Origin of the sequence: Zhihengliuella flava (assembly GCF_015751895.1) — a bacterium.
GTDB lineage: Bacteria > Actinomycetota > Actinomycetes > Actinomycetales > Micrococcaceae > Zhihengliuella > Zhihengliuella flava.
The window spans coordinates 601317-615660 of record NZ_JADOTZ010000001.1 but is presented as its reverse complement, the minus strand read 5'-3'; the positions used below and the strand labels follow the sequence as shown (position 1 = coordinate 615660).

The window sequence follows — 14344 nt, the reverse complement described above, 5'->3', positions numbered from 1 at the left end:
AAAGCGAGCTGAACACCGCACCGTGATCGCCTCCGGTCTTTTTATTGTTGCCACCATCGTGTGCGTGGCCTCTTTCCTCATCTGCTTGGTGGCAGCGTTCATCCATGACTATCCGGATGACGTGGCGATCATTTCCGTCGCTGCGGTCGAGCTCTTGCTCGTGGTGTACGCGGCCGTCGCTGGGGTGCGGCAACTGGGAGGAGACTCGCTCGTCGGAGCAGGATGGGAGTTCTGGGGGTACGTCCTCACCGCGTTCATCATCCCGATCATCGCGTTTTGGTGGGCGGTGACGGATAAAACTCGGTGGTCGAACGTGGTCCTCGCGGCCGTTGGAGCCACCGTTGCCGTCATGCTGGTCCGTATGGAACAGATCTGGCACGGAGGGATCTTCGCATGAGCCCCCGGAACACCTCGGCCTCGACCGGCGGCGCGCACCAGCCACGCACGACGTCCCGGCACACCGGCTTAGGCCGCATCATTGTGGCCGTGTACGGCGTCTTTGCCCTGTCGGCCACGGCCCGGGCGGCTTACCAGATCGCCACCGACTTCAGCGCGGCTCCGCTGGCCTACTTGCTCTCGGCGCTTGCGGCCGTCGTCTATATCGTGGCGACGATTTCCCTCGCCACGCGGCGTAGGGGCGGTTGGGCGCTTTCACTGGGCGCCGTGTTGTTCGAGCTGGTCGGCGTGCTCGTGGTGGGCACGCTGAGCTTCGCCGCGCCGCAACTGTTCGCCCATCCGGCCGTGTGGTCCCATTTCGGCAGCGGGTACGGATACATTCCGCTGCTCTTGCCACTCCTGGGTCTGTGGTGGCTTTGGCGGCACCGGCCGCGGCAGGATTCCGCCGCAGACGTATTACAGTCTTAAGGGCACCAGAGCGTGCCTGAGGAACGTCAAAGGAGCAACGTGCAGCACTTCAGCGGCTTGGACGCCGTCCCGGCGGAGTTTGGTCCTGCCGTGGTGACGATCGGAAATTTCGACGGCGTCCACCGCGGCCATATCGCCGTGCTCGCCCAGCTCGTCGCCGAAGCGCGCAGCAGGAACGCCCGCGCGGTGGTGGTGACCTTTGACCCTCACCCGCGCCGCGTGCATCGACCGGACGTTGAGCTGGAACTGATTACTGGGGCCGAGGACCGGGCCGCGTTGATCGCTGCGTCGGGCGTTGATGCGCTGGTCACGATCCACTACACACTCGACTTCGCGCAGCAGAGCCCGGACGAGTTTGTCCGCTCCGTGATCGTCGAGCGGCTTGGCGCGTGCGCCGTGGTCATCGGTCACGACGTGCGCTTCGGGCGCGGCAACGCCGGAGACTTTGACACCATGACGGAGCTTGGCGCCCAGCACGGGTTTGAGGTGATCGGGATCGACGACGCCGGGCATGACCGCCGGTGGTCTTCAACGTGGATTCGCGAGGCCCTCGCCGGAGGAGATGTCGACACCGCGGCGGAGATCTTGGGCCGGCCGCACCGCATGCGCGGCGAGGTGGTCCACGGGGCCGCCCGCGGCCGTGAACTGGGGTTCCCGACGGCGAACCTCTCCGCTGACGCGACGGGTGTGATCCCGGCCGATGGCGTCTACGCGGGATGGCTTCTCGATCACGGCGGAACGCGCTGGCCCGCCGCCATTTCCGTGGGTTCTAATCCGACGTTCGACGGCGTCTCCCGTCAGGTCGAGTCCCACGTGATCGACCGTCCCGAGGAATCAGTGGAAGATTTCGATCTCTACGGGCAGGACGTCCTCGTTGAATTCATCGCGCGCCTGCGCCCCATGGTTGCTTACCACGGGGTGGAAGCACTGATCGAGCAGATGAATGACGACGTGGACCGTGCCCGGGCCGTGCTCGCGCAGGACACGGCGAACACCTGAGCCCGCGCAGCGCATCCATGACCACGCACCGGCCGCGGCCCAACCTGCCCTCGAAGGCGCCCAAGGCCCGCCGCGAGCACGGCGGCGCGTTTGCGGTGGGCGGGGAACAGTACGACGCCGTCCGTCCTGGTTATCCCGCGGCCGCCGTGGACTTTCTGCTCGGAGCCTCCGGTTCACCCGCCGCAGCACGGGGTCTTCGGGTGGTCGAGACCGGCGCCGGTACCGGCTTGCTGACCAAGGACCTCGTCTCGCGCGGGGCCCACGTGAGTGCCGTTGACCCCTCGGCTGACATGCTCGACGCGTTGCGGCGAAAGCTTCCGGCGGTGCCCGCGGTCCAGGCCACCGCAGAGGCGACCGGGCTGCCTGCGGCGAGCTGCGACGTCGTCCTCTGCGCCCAAGCGTGGCACTGGGTGGACCCGGTGGCGGCCACGGCCGAGGCCCGCCGTCTGCTGCGGCCCGCGGCCAACCGGGGCGCGGCTGCCCTCGGATTAGTGTGGAATCAGCTGGACGTGACCGTGCCGTGGGTGCATCGATTGGCCCGCATCATGCACGCCGGGGACGTGCATCGGCCGGAGTTCGAACCGGTCAAGGGGGAGGGATTCGGCCCGTGGAGTCGGCACGAAGAGCACTGGGGGCAGGAGGTCACGCCCGAGTTCCTCATCGAACTCGCCCGGTCCCGGGCTTACTACCTGCGTGCCGCGGAGTCCACCCGCGCCACGGTGGAGAAAAACTTGCGTTGGTACCTTTATGAGCACTTGGAGTACGACGCCGGAGCCGGGCTGACGCTCCCGTATTTCACGCACGCGTGGCGGGCCGAGCTCACTGGGCGCGGGGCATCGGCGTGACCCTCCCGGGGATTGATCGGTGATAGAATCGTCGTTGGTGCCCCCTGCAGTCCGCGGTGGAGGGCGCTGGCGTCCGTGAGGGCGTGTTTCCTGTTCGCGGTACAACTCGAGGAGTTTATTGTGGCTCTTGACGCCGCTGTGAAGACGCAGATCATCAACGAATACGCTACCCACGAGGGCGACACCGGTTCGCCTGAGGTGCAGATCGCTGTGATGACCCGCCGGATCTCGGACCTGACCGAGCACCTCAAGGAGCACAAGCACGATCACCACACCCGCCGCGGCCTGATGGCCCTGGTTGGTCGCCGTCGTCGCATGCTGACCTACCTGAAGCGCGTGGATATCACGCGCTACCGCTCGCTCATCGAGCGCCTCGGCCTGCGTAAGTAAGGCTTCGCGTATCGCCTTCGGGCGGGACACGGAAGGCGGCGAATCGAACCGGATGTTTTCCTGTTCGACTCGCCGCCTTTAGTCTGTACTGGGGGAGTTTCCCCCGACCAACTGAATAAGTTTCACATCACTGCGGACCTCGCGGCCCAGACATCGGCATTCGCGGTCCTCGGTAGTGGTTTACGGATCCGCTGCGCGCGGAAGCCGTGGGCCTCGATCGAAGACCGGGTGCACTCTTGATCCGACGGCGCCAAGCGCCGGCGGGTGCGGAGCATCGATGCGGCGGCGGTGGATCCGTCCAACCAGAAACGGAGTAGACGCTTTGTCTGAACTTCAATTCTCCGAAGCGGTCATTGATAACGGCCGCTTTGGTACCCGCACCATTCGATTCGAGACCGGCCGTATGGCCAAGCAGGCAGCCGGCTCGGCCCTCGTACTCATCGACGAGGACACCTCGATGCTCTCGGCCACCACGGCCGGCAAGCACCCGCGCGAGGGATTCGACTTCTTCCCGCTGACCGTGGACGTCGAGGAGCGCATGTACGCTGCCGGCCGCATCCCGGGCAGCTTCTTCCGCCGCGAAGGCCGCCCCTCCACGGAGGCCATCCTGGCGTGTCGCCTCATGGACCGCCCGCTGCGCCCGGCCTTTGTCAAGGGCCTGCGCAACGAGGTCCAGGTGGTCGTCACCGTGCTGTCCATCAACCCGGATGACCTGTACGACGTCGTGGCCATCAACGCCTCGTCCATGTCCACCCAGCTCTCCGGCCTGCCCTTCTCCGGCCCGATCGGTGGCGTGCGCGTCGCGCTCGTGGACGACGGTGCCGGCCAGCCGCAGTGGGTCGCGTTCCCCAAGCACAGCCAGCTCGAGGACGCGGTGTTCTCCATGGTCGTCGCCGGTCGCCAGACCGAGGACGACATCGCCATCATGATGGTCGAGGCCGAGGCCACCGACAACGCGTGGAACCTCATCAAGGAGCGCGGCGCGACCGCGCCGACCGAGGAGATCGTCGCCGAGGGTCTCGAGGCCGCCAAGCCGTTCATCAAGGTCCTCTGCGAGGCGCAGGCCGATTTGGCCTCCCGTGCCGCCAAGGAGACGGTGGAGTTCCCGCTCTTCAAGGACTTCGAGGACGACGTGTACGCCGCCGTCGAGTCCGAGGCGACCTCCAAGCTGACCGAGATTTTCTCCATCGCCGACAAGCAGGATCGCGACAACGCCGCGAGTGCCTACCGTGACGACGTCGTGGAAGCACTGGCCGGCGAGGGCCAGAAGCTCGAGGGCCGTGGCGGCGAGGTCGCCAAGGCGTTCGGCGCCGTGACCAAGCACGTCGTCCGTCAGCGCATCCTCACGGAGCAGCTGCGCATCGACGGCCGTGGCCTGACGGACATCCGTCAGCTCACCGCCGAGGTGGAGGTCCTGCCGCGCGTGCACGGCTCCGCCATCTTCGAGCGCGGCGAGACGCAGATCATGGGCGTCACCACGCTGAACATGCTCAAGATGGAGCAGCAGATCGACTCGCTGTCCCCGGTGAAGTCGAAGCGCTACATGCACAACTACAACTTCCCGCCCTACTCCACGGGCGAGACCGGCCGCGTCGGTTCGCCGAAGCGTCGCGAGATCGGCCACGGCGCCCTGGCCGAGCGCGCGCTCGTGCCCGTCCTGCCCAGCCGCGAGGAGTTCCCGTACGCGATCCGTCAGGTCTCCGAGGCCCTGGGCTCCAACGGCTCGACGTCGATGGGCTCCGTCTGCGCCTCGACGTTGTCGATGCTCAACGCTGGTGTTCCGCTGAAGGCGCCCGTGGCCGGCATTGCGATGGGCTTGGTGTCCGACCAGGTCGACGGCGAGACCCGCTACGCGGCGCTGACCGACATCCTGGGGGCCGAAGATGCCATGGGTGACATGGACTTCAAGGTTGCCGGTACGTCCGAGTTCGTCACGGCCATCCAGCTGGATACCAAGCTCGACGGGATCCCGGCGTCCGTTTTGGCCGCAGCGCTGAAGCAGGCCCGCGAGGCCCGCCTGCACATCCTGGATGTTCTCAACGCCGCGATTGATGCCCCGGATGAGATGAGCGAGTACGCCCCGCGCATCATCTCGGTGAAGATCCCGGTGGACAAGATCGGCGAGGTCATCGGCCCGAAGGGCAAGATGATCAACCAGATTCAGGAAGATACCGGAGCGGATATCTCCATCGAGGACGATGGCACCGTGCTGATTGGCGCCACCGATGGCGAGTCCGCCGAGGCCGCGCGTTCGGCGATCAACGCGATCGCCAACCCGCAGGTCCCCGAGGTGGGGGAGCGCTACCTTGGCACCGTGGTCAAGCTGACCACGTTCGGCGCGTTCGTCTCGCTCATGCCGGGCAAGGACGGCCTGCTCCACATCTCGGAGCTGCGCAAGCTGGCTGGCGGCAAGCGCGTGGACAACGTCGAAGACGTCGTCTCCGTGGGCCAGAAGCTGCAGGTTGAGCTGACCAAGGTCGACGACCGCGGCAAGCTTTCCCTGACCCCGGTGGTCGCGGAGGACGAGTCCTCCGAGTCCTCCGAGTAAGGCTCGTCACACACAGATGGCTCTGATTCCGCTTGACGGATCAGGCACCGTCTTGCTCGCCGGGGAGGCCGGCGGCGCCGAAGTGCGCCGTTCCGTCCTCCCCGGCGGGGTGCGTGTGCTGACCGAATCAATGCCCGCCCAGCGCTCGGCGACGATCGGCTTTTGGGTCGGTGTCGGCTCGCGAGATGAGTCTGCTGGCACCTATGGCTCCACCCACTTCCTCGAGCATCTGCTCTTCAAGGGAACACGCCGTCGAGACGCCATGGACATCGCCTCGGCCTTTGACGAGGTAGGCGGCGAGTCCAACGCGGCGACGGCCAAGGAAAGCACCTGCTACTACGCACGCGTGCTGGACACGGACCTCCCGCTGGCGATCGACGTCATCGCTGACATGGTGACCTCGGCTGTGCTCGATCCTGACGAGCTGGAACAGGAACGCGGCGTCATCCTCGAAGAGCTCGCGATGGATGCCGACGATCCGGCCGACGTGGCCCACGAGCGCTTCGTCGAGGCGGTCTTGGGGGATCACCCGCTGGGCCGCCCGATCGGGGGCACCCCGGAGGCGATTCACGGGATTACGCGCGACTCCGTGCTCGAGCACTACGAGCGCTACTACCGCCCGGAAGAAATCGTGGTGACCGCCGTCGGTTCCCTGGACCACGCGACGGTGTGCGAACAGGTCATGGCGGCGCTCGAACAGGCGGGGTGGACACTGGCCGAGGGCGCCCAGCCGGTTGAGCGGCGAGCGCACGAGCCCGCCATCATTGAGGGACAGCAGCGGGTCGACGTCGTCCATCGGCCGGTGGAGCAGGCCCACATCATCATGGGGTGCCCCGGCCTCATTGCAACGGACGAGCGCCGGCAGACCATGAGCGTGCTCAACGCGGTTCTCGGCGGCAGCATGTCCTCGCGCCTCTTCCAAGAGATCCGTGAGAAGCGTGGCCTCGCGTACTCGACCTACTCGTTTTCGGCGGCCTATTCTGACGCCGGGTACTTCGGGATGTACGCCGGTTGCTCGCCCGCCAAGGCGGCACAGGTGGTGCAGCTTATGGCCGAACAGCTCGAATTGCTGGCGGTCGAAGGCATCACCGAGGCGGAGCTGGCGCGGGCCATCGGCCAGCTGTCCGGCGGCCTCGTCCTCGCCCTCGAGGATCCGGGATCACGGATGTCCAGGCTGGGGCGGGCTGAATTGGTCACGGGTCACTTCCAAGACATCGACACGACCTTGGAGAAGATCCGTGCGGTGACGGCCGCGAAGGTCCAGCAGTTGGCGGCGGAGCTGGCCGGCCGACGCCGCACCGTGACCGTGGTCGGTCCCTTCACCGACGCCGCGGAATTGGGCCTCGCCTAGCGACGTTGCGGCTGAGGCGGGCGGCGCATCGCAGCTCCGCCCGCCTCCTGCTGTTTCAGGGCTTATCCGCCGGCGAACGGCGGCAGGATATCGACGACGTCGCCCGCGGCCAGCGCGCGGGACCGGTCCCGGACGGAGACCTCGTTGATGAGGAACGTCGATCGGGAGATGACGCGTTCGAGCGAGGGCACGGCGGAGCCGGCCTCCGCGGGGTGGCGAGCCACAGCGGCGTCGAGTAGTTCGCCGAGCGTGACAGGCGGTGCCACGTCGTCAAATTTTTCCTCGGCGCATCCCGCGGCGGCCGAGGCCGCGGCAAAATAGCGGATCAGCATGACAAAGTTCCTTGCTCGTACGAGGTCGTGGGGCCGCTCGGCCCGCCGTCAGCCGCCAATGGCGCTCATGGTGCGGTCAGGTTGGACGAAGTCGTCGTCGCCCAACCCCGGGTGACCCATGCCGTGGGCGCGCGGTTTACCCCACATGGCGCCCCGCCAGCGCTCGGCGATCTCCGCATCGCTCGCATCGGCGCGCAGGAGGTCCATCAAGTCGGTTTCGGTCCGGGAGAACAGGCAGGCCATGATGCGTCCCTCGGCGGTGATCCGGGTGCGGCGACAGTCCGTGCAGAACGGCTCGGTGACGGAGGCAATGATGCCCACGGTGCCCGCAAGGTGTCCGGGCGCGGTACGCCGGGCCACCTGAAAGCGTTCGGCGGGGGCGCCGTCGCGAGCCCGCGGATCCTGAGTGAGGATGAATTCGTTATCGAGGGAGGCACGGATCTCGGCTGAGGTGACCATATTGTCCTTGCGCCAGCCGTGATCAGCGTCGAGCGGCATCTGCTCGATGAAGCGGAGCTCGTAGCCGCGGCGTAGGGACCAATCCAGCAGTTCCGGCGCCTGATCATCGTTAACCCCACGCATGAGCACGGCGTTGATCTTCAGGGGGGTGAGCCCTGCGGCGTCGGCGGCGGCGATGCCGGCGAGGGTCCCCTCCAGCCGGTCCCGGCGAGCCAACTGCTTGAACGTTTGGGCATGCAGGGTGTCGAGGGAGACGTTGATGCGGCTCAGCCCGGCGTGGGCTAGGGCTTCGGCCTTCTTCTCGAGTCCCACCGCGTTGGTGGTCATGGAGATGGGCAGGTCCGGGTGTTCGTCGCGGATCCCGGCGATGATGTCGACAAGGTCGACGCGCACCAACGGTTCACCGCCCGTCAGACGCAGCTCGCGAACCCCCAAATCACGCACACCAATGCGGACCAGGCGTTGGATCTCGTCGGCCCGCATCAGCTTGTCCTTCGGGAGCCACGCCATGCCGTCAGCAGGCATGCAGTAGGTACAGCGCAGGTTGCACTTGTCAATCAGGGAGATGCGCAGATCGGTCGCGACGCGACCGAACCGGTCGATCAGTCCTAGCTGCTGGCGTTCCATCCCTCAAGCGTAGTCACTTCGGCTGGCGATGTATAAGGGTGCACGTCGTCCGGGGCTAGACTCGCCGGTATGCGTGTCGTTCACCGCCCCCGTTCCGTCCGTGCTGTGACGTCCCACGGGGCACTGCGCGGCCTCGCGTCCGCCGCCGTCGTCATCGCCGGGACCCTAGGCCTCGCCGGGTGCGCCGTCGACGAGTCACCCGTGGTTTTTGCCGCGCCAGCCTCTTTTACTGACGTGGCCCCCGAGCTCATCGAGGCGTACCAATCGACGCACCCGGGCACAGAGATCACCCTGACGTTGGCGTCCTCGGCGCGGCTCGTCCAGCAGGTCAATGCGGGGCACCGCGCCGACGTCTTGGTGACGGCGGACGTCGCCGCGCTGGAGGCCCTAGACCCCGGGACGGGGTATGAACGCCTCGGCACCGTGGCAGAAAACGGATTGATGCTGGTCACCAGTGAATCCACCGCGCTTCCGGCAGGCGTCGAGGGCGCCGCAGCGGAGGGAGCCGATGCGGCGTTGGCGGCGTGGCTCCCTGACATCACAGTGGCGCTGTGTGCTCCCGACGTACCCTGCGGACGTGCTGCTCACGCGTGGCTTCAAGATCACGAGGCCGAGTCCATCCGCGAGGACGCCAGCCTGGAATCTAACGTCCGGCAAGTTTTGACGAAGGTGTCCGAGGGGCAAGCGGAGGCCGGGTTCGTGTACACCACGGACGCCGCGGCCGCGCCCCAGCTTAACGCGGTGCCGCTCGACGCCCCCGTGAACGAGTACCCCGTGCTGGTGCCCGCCTCCGCTGCTGCCGAAGCGCCCGGTGCCGACTTTGCCCGGTGGCTCATGACAGAACCAGCACAAGACCTCCTCGCCTCCGCCGGATTTGAGGTACCCGACGCGGCAGCGGGGGAGGACGGCCCATGAGCGCTCACGAATCCGCCTCGCCCCGCCTCCTGCGCAGCATCACCCCGGGCTGGCTATGGGTGCCGACGGCGGTGGCGCTGGCCGTTCTGGCGGCCCCCCTCGTGGCGCTCGTCGCCGCCACGGAGCCGGACGCGTTGTGGGGCGCGCTGGCCGCACCGGGAGCCCGCGACGCGGTCCTCTTGTCGTTAACGACCTCGGGCGTCTCGACCCTGATCTGCTTGCTGCTCGGCCTGCCGCTCGCCATCCTGCTCCACCGCTGGCGCGGGCCGGGCCGGCGCGCGTGGGGCGTCGCCGCCATGCGATTGGTACTGATCGTGCCTCTGGTACTGTCGCCCGTCGTGTCCGGCTTGGCGCTGCTGTATCTCTGGGGTGGGCGCGGCGCTCTGGGCGGCCTCTTGGAATCAATGGGCCTGACGGTGGCGTACACGCCTGCCGCCGTCGTCATTGTTCAAGTCTTCGTGGCTCTGCCGTTCCTCACCGTCGCCGCGTTGTCGAGCGTGGAGGGTGTGGATCAGGATCTCGAGCTGGCCGCCGTGAATGCGGGCGGGTCGGCGACTCAGGTGCTGCGGTACGTGACCCTGCCCTTGGCCGCCCCGGGTATCGCTCTCGGGACGCTGCTGGCGTTCGCCCGTGCGCTCGGCGAGTACGGCGCCACGGTGACTTTCGCCGGATCGGTTGCGGGGGCGACCCGCACGATTCCGCTCCAGATTGACTTGGCCTTCAATTCGTCCGATCCCACAGCGGCCCTGGGGCTCGCCTTGCTTCTCATCGGGTTTTATCTGCTGGTGATCGCCGGCGCTGCCTGGATGGCGTGGAGGCTGTCCCGGCGGGCGGAGCCCACGCGGGCCCGCGCCGACGCGCCGTGACCCCTACGATGGACGTATGAAGGGCAGGAAAGCATGACGGAGGTCTCCCGTTTCCGGCGCAGCGTCACCGAGCACCGCGCCGCGGTGGCGGAGCTCATGGGGCGCGTCGCGGCACGCTCCGAGACGCTGCCCCTTCGGGCCGCACTCGGCAGGGTCTTGGCAGAGGATGTTGCGGCACCCATCGACCTACCGCCGTTCGATAATTCGCAGATGGACGGGTATGCCGTGCGTGCGGCCGATCTCGCGTCGAGCGAGGCCGGCGCGCGCGTCGGTCTGGCGGTCGCGCGGCCCATCGCTGCGGGCACCGACCCGGCGCCTCTGGCGCCAGGGACGGCCGCACCCATCATGACCGGCGCCGCGTTGCCGGACGGTGCCGAGCTCGTGGTCCCCATCGAGGCGGCCGTTCCGGAGACGTTTCCCGCCTTCGTCGTGGACGTCGGCGTGGAGTACGACGCCGGGTCGCGGGTCAGTCTCCCGGGGATCGGCTCAGTGGGCGCCAGTGGAGCCGGCCAGTACGTGCGTCGTGCCGGGTCGGACGTCGGAGTGGGCGCGCGGGTCATGGCCGCTGGAGAGCGCGTGTCGGCCCGTCACGTCGGGTTGGCGGCGGCGTTAGGCCTCACCGAGCTGCCGGTCGTGGCCCCGCTCCGCGCGCTCGTGATCGCGACGGGCGAGGAGATTGTGGACCCGGGCACGGCGCCGGAGCAGGGGCTCGCGCCCGGGCAGATTTACGAATCCAATAGTGCGATGCTCGTCGCAGCGCTCGCCGAGGCCGGGGCGGAGGCCGTCGGTCTGCGGGTGACCAGCGACGCACCGGAGGTGTTCTGGGCCCAGCTCGGCGAGGCCGCCCGTCGTCACACACCGGACCTCATTCTCACCAGTGGTGGCATCAGCGCCGGCGCGTACGAGGTGGTCAAGCTCGCCCTCGCCGAGGCGGGCGTCGAGTTTGGGGCGGTGGCGATGCAGCCCGGCGGGCCGCAAGGCGCGGGGGTCATCGAACTCGACGGGCATGGCGTGCCGGTCGTCGCCTTTCCGGGCAACCCCGTCAGCTCCTATGTCAGCTTTGAGATGTTCGTCCGCCCCGTCCTCGCCGAACGCTTCGGTGCGGCGCCCCGCCGCCGGCAACGCGCCCGCCTGAAGGCGGAGACGGACAGCCCGCCCGGTAAGCTGCAACTGCGCCGGGCCCGCCTGACCGACGTCGCAGCCGACCCGGCGGAACTGCCGAGCGTCGAGCTGCTCGGCGGCCCTGGCTCCCATTTGATGTACCCGCTCGCCGCTGCGAACGCCCTCGTGCTGGTCGAAGAATCGACCACGCACGTAGGCTCCGGCGCGATGGTAGACACCCTGGTGATCGGAGAATGAACGTGACCGAACAACACTCCCCGTCGCTGACACACGTCCGCGCGGATGGCACTGCGCACATGGTGGATGTTTCGACTAAGGACGTCTCGACTCGCACGGCCACCGCGGCCGCCGTCGTGCGCACCCGGCCAGAGGTGTTGGCGCAACTGCTCGACGGCACGCTGCCGAAGGGGGATGCGCTGGCCGTGGCGCGGGTAGCCGGCATCATGGCGGCCAAGAAGACCCCGGAGTTGGTGCCCCTGTGCCACCCGCTCCCGCTCTCCAAGGTCACTGTAGATTTCGCGCCCGTCACGGGGGATGACGCTGCGCTCGCCGTGGAGGCCACGGTGAAAACCCGCGGCGTGACCGGGGTGGAAATGGAGGCGCTGACCGCCGTTTCCGTCGCCGCACTGACGGTGTACGACATGATCAAGGCGGTGGACAAGCACGCCGTGATCGATGCCACCCGGGTGCTCGCCAAATCCGGCGGAAAATCGGGTGACTGGGACACGCGCGACGCGGCCACCGCCGGAGGCGATGACGCATGAGTGCCTGTGAACCTCGTCCGGCTCGTAGCGCCGCCGTGCTCATCGCTTCCACTCGCGCGGCCACCGGGGTGTACGAGGACCGAACGGCGCCCGTGCTGACGGACTGGTTGGATGATCATGGGTTCGACGTCGTGAACCCAGTGATCGTTCCCGACGGAGCACCCGTGGCCTCCGGACTCAAGGCACTCCTCGCCCTCACACCGCGCGTCATTCTCACCAGCGGGGGAACGGGCCTCTCCGCCGATGACCAAACTCCAGAGATGACCGCTCCACTGCTGACGCGCCACGTCCCCGGCGTCATGGAAGCCATTCGTGCGGCCGGGCTCGCCAAAACGCCCTTCGCCGCGCTGTCTCGAGGCCACGCGGGCGTCGTGACCGGCCCGGAGGGGCCCGGAACCTTCATCGTGAATCTGCCCGGTTCGCCCTCCGGTGTGATGGACGCGCTGTCCGTGCTCGCCCCACTGATCGACCATATCTGCGCTCAATTGGAGGGCAGCCATGCCCACTAGTCCCGCTCAGACGCCCGCAGAGTCTCCGGGCGTCGTCGTCCGCGCCGGCGTCAGCGCCGAGCCCATCGACCAAGCCACCGCGTGGGACGCGGTCGAAACGGAGGCGACGGGCGCCGTCGTCACGTTTGGCGGGGTCGTCCGCAATCACGACGGCGGCCGAGGCGTCACCCGGCTGGTGTATTCGGGTCACCCGACGGCGGATGCGCGGATTCGTGAGCTCGCACAAGAGGTCGCCGCGCGGCACCCGGGGGCCCGCCTGTGGGCGATCCATCGGGTGGGGGAGCTCTCCGTGGGCGATGCCGCGCTCGTTGCCGCGGCGGCCAGCGCGCACCGCGGCGAAGCCTTCGAGGCCTGCCGCGAGGTGGTGGAGGCCATCAAGTTTAATGCTCCGATCTGGAAGGAGCAGTTCTTCACGGATGGGGACACCGAATGGGTGGGGATCGGGGACCAGCGATAACCTAGAGCGCATGAGCAAAAGAATCTCCGTCGCCGTATTGGGCGCGGGCGGCCGCATGGGTGCGGAAGCCGTGGCCGCCGTCGAAGCTGCTGAAGACCTCGAGCTCGTGGCCGCACTCGGCCGCGGTGACGCCCTCGAGCAGGTGCTCAAGGCCGGGGCCACGCACGTCGTGGACCTCACCGTTCCTGACGCCACCGAAGCCAACGTGCGTTTCGCCGTGGAGCACGGCCTGCACGCGGTGGTCGGCACCACCGGCTGGACCGAGGCCCGCCGCGCCGCTCTGACGGATGCGCTCGCTGAGCACCCCGAGGTGGGAGTCCTCATCGCGCCCAATTTCGCGCTCGGCTCCGTGCTCGCCAGTGCGTTCGCAGCCCAAGCTGCCCAATACTTTGAGTCAGTGGAGATCATCGAACTGCACCACCCCAATAAGGTGGACGCGCCCTCGGGGACGGCCGTGCGGACGGCCGAATTGATCGCCGCCGAACGCGCGGCCGCTGCCTGTGGTGCGAGCCCGGATGCCACGGAAACCGCGCTCGACGGCGCCCGAGGGGCGGACGTGGAGGGTGTGCGCGTGCACTCGGTGCGGCTCCGGGGGCTCGTCGCTCACCAGGAAGTCCTGTTGGGCAGCGCGGGGGAGCAGCTCACGCTCCGCCACGATTCCTACGATCGGGCCTCTTTCATGCCCGGCGTATTGCTCGGCCTCCGCAAGGTGGCCCAGCGGCCGGGCCTGACGTACGGGCTCGACGGCTATTTGGACCTCGGTCGCTAGGGGCCAGAAAGGCTGTATGAAGACGAAATTGTGGGTCGGGGCCATCCTGGCGCTGTTTGTGTTCTATCTGTGGGCGGCGTTCGGCAGTGCGTGGCGTTTCCTCTCCGCCGCTGAACCGACGGCAAAGGTCATTGGGGCGGCAGCATTGGTGTTGCCGGTGATCGGTGTGTGGATCCTGATTCGCGAGCTCCTCTTTGGCGCGCGGACGCAGAAGATGGCGCACATCCTCGAGGCCGAGGGGCTGCTGCCGGAGGACAACCTGCCCAAACTGCCCTCGGGCCGGATCGTCAAAGAGGCGGCCGACGAGGCGTTCGTGGCCTACCGCGAGGAGGCCGAGGCGCATCCCGAGTCATGGCGCAGCCTGCACCGTCTTGCCCTGGCCTACGACGCCGCGGGTGATCGGCGCAACGCGCGAACCGTCATGAAGCGAGCCATCGCGCTCTACCGCAAGGAGACCACCACTCCGGCACCCTGAGGTCATGAGTCAGCCCCGGTTCGAATGTCACACTCAGTGGCGTTAAGGTGCC

At 67.8% G+C, this 14344-nt stretch carries 17 protein-coding genes; 15 read left to right on the top strand and 2 right to left on the bottom strand.

Annotation, left to right across the window (positions count from 1 at the left end; translation table 11 throughout):
• Positions 1-64 precede the first annotated feature (64 nt).
• The 7 genes from IW252_RS02905 (at position 65) to IW252_RS02875 (ending at position 6997) form a co-directional block, all read left to right on the top strand.
• Positions 65-397 carry a hypothetical protein gene (locus tag IW252_RS02905; RefSeq protein WP_331271412.1) on the top strand — a complete coding sequence of 111 codons (333 nt, stop codon included), beginning with the start codon at positions 65-67 and terminating at the stop codon, positions 395-397.
• Positions 394-864 (top strand): hypothetical protein, encoded by a 471-nt coding sequence (locus IW252_RS02900; protein ID WP_196835197.1) that lies wholly within the window; start codon positions 394-396, stop codon positions 862-864. The genes IW252_RS02905 and IW252_RS02900 overlap by 4 nt, the downstream gene beginning before the upstream one ends.
• A gap of 39 nt (positions 865-903) precedes the next feature.
• The gene (locus IW252_RS02895) at positions 904-1863 is read left to right on the top strand and encodes a bifunctional riboflavin kinase/FAD synthetase (RefSeq protein WP_196835196.1); all 960 of its coding nucleotides are present in this window, start codon (positions 904-906) and stop codon (positions 1861-1863) included.
• Positions 1864-1880: 17 nt separating this feature from the next.
• The gene (locus IW252_RS02890; protein ID WP_196835195.1) at positions 1881-2708 is read left to right on the top strand and encodes a class I SAM-dependent methyltransferase; all 828 of its coding nucleotides are present in this window, start codon (positions 1881-1883) and stop codon (positions 2706-2708) included.
• Positions 2709-2828: 120 nt separating this feature from the next.
• Positions 2829-3098: a 30S ribosomal protein S15 gene (gene rpsO / locus IW252_RS02885; RefSeq protein ID WP_196835194.1), complete on the top strand. Its 270-nt coding sequence runs from the start codon at positions 2829-2831 to the stop codon at positions 3096-3098.
• A 322-nt stretch (positions 3099-3420) separates the two neighbouring features.
• Positions 3421-5646 carry a polyribonucleotide nucleotidyltransferase gene (locus tag IW252_RS02880; RefSeq protein WP_231365878.1) on the top strand — a complete coding sequence of 742 codons (2226 nt, stop codon included), beginning with the start codon at positions 3421-3423 and terminating at the stop codon, positions 5644-5646.
• 16 nt (positions 5647-5662) lie between these two features.
• On the top strand, positions 5663-6997 hold the full coding sequence (locus IW252_RS02875) for a M16 family metallopeptidase (protein WP_196835192.1): 1335 nt from the start codon (positions 5663-5665) through the stop codon (positions 6995-6997).
• A 62-nt stretch (positions 6998-7059) separates the two neighbouring features.
• Here IW252_RS02875 and IW252_RS02870 read toward each other — a convergent pair whose 3' ends face one another.
• On the bottom strand, positions 7060-7329 hold the full coding sequence (locus IW252_RS02870; protein ID WP_196835191.1) for a MoaD/ThiS family protein: 270 nt from the start codon (positions 7327-7329) through the stop codon (positions 7060-7062).
• Positions 7330-7377: 48 nt separating this feature from the next.
• Entirely contained in the window at positions 7378-8415 is a 1038-nt protein-coding gene (gene moaA, locus IW252_RS02865; RefSeq protein WP_196835190.1) for a GTP 3',8-cyclase MoaA, read from the bottom strand.
• Between the two features lie 69 nt (positions 8416-8484).
• Between moaA and modA the strand changes: the two genes are divergently transcribed.
• Genes modA through IW252_RS02825 form a run of 8 tightly spaced genes read left to right on the top strand, consistent with a single transcriptional unit; the run spans position 8485 to position 14292 of the window.
• Positions 8485-9330 (top strand): molybdate ABC transporter substrate-binding protein, encoded by an 846-nt coding sequence (gene modA, locus IW252_RS02860; protein WP_196835189.1) that lies wholly within the window; start codon positions 8485-8487, stop codon positions 9328-9330.
• Entirely contained in the window at positions 9327-10196 is an 870-nt protein-coding gene (locus IW252_RS02855; RefSeq protein WP_196835188.1) for a molybdate ABC transporter permease subunit, read from the top strand. Before modA ends, IW252_RS02855 begins: the two co-directional genes overlap by 4 nt.
• Before the next feature lie 33 nt (positions 10197-10229).
• Positions 10230-11555: a molybdopterin molybdotransferase MoeA gene (locus IW252_RS02850; RefSeq protein WP_196835187.1), complete on the top strand. Its 1326-nt coding sequence runs from the start codon at positions 10230-10232 to the stop codon at positions 11553-11555.
• Positions 11552-12082 (top strand): cyclic pyranopterin monophosphate synthase MoaC, encoded by a 531-nt coding sequence (moaC, locus tag IW252_RS02845; protein ID WP_196835186.1) that lies wholly within the window; start codon positions 11552-11554, stop codon positions 12080-12082. Before IW252_RS02850 ends, moaC begins: the two co-directional genes overlap by 4 nt.
• Positions 12079-12591, top strand: a complete 513-nt coding sequence (locus IW252_RS02840) for a MogA/MoaB family molybdenum cofactor biosynthesis protein (RefSeq protein WP_196835185.1) — start codon at positions 12079-12081, stop codon at positions 12589-12591. Before moaC ends, IW252_RS02840 begins: the two co-directional genes overlap by 4 nt.
• Complete coding sequence (locus IW252_RS02835) at positions 12581-13048, top strand: molybdenum cofactor biosynthesis protein MoaE (RefSeq protein WP_196835184.1); 468 nt, start codon at positions 12581-12583, stop codon at positions 13046-13048. Before IW252_RS02840 ends, IW252_RS02835 begins: the two co-directional genes overlap by 11 nt.
• Before the next feature lie 10 nt (positions 13049-13058).
• Complete coding sequence (dapB, locus tag IW252_RS02830; RefSeq protein WP_196835183.1) at positions 13059-13817, top strand: 4-hydroxy-tetrahydrodipicolinate reductase; 759 nt, start codon at positions 13059-13061, stop codon at positions 13815-13817.
• A gap of 16 nt (positions 13818-13833) precedes the next feature.
• Positions 13834-14292: a hypothetical protein gene (locus IW252_RS02825; protein ID WP_196835182.1), complete on the top strand. Its 459-nt coding sequence runs from the start codon at positions 13834-13836 to the stop codon at positions 14290-14292.
• Positions 14293-14344: the final 52 nt, after the last annotated feature.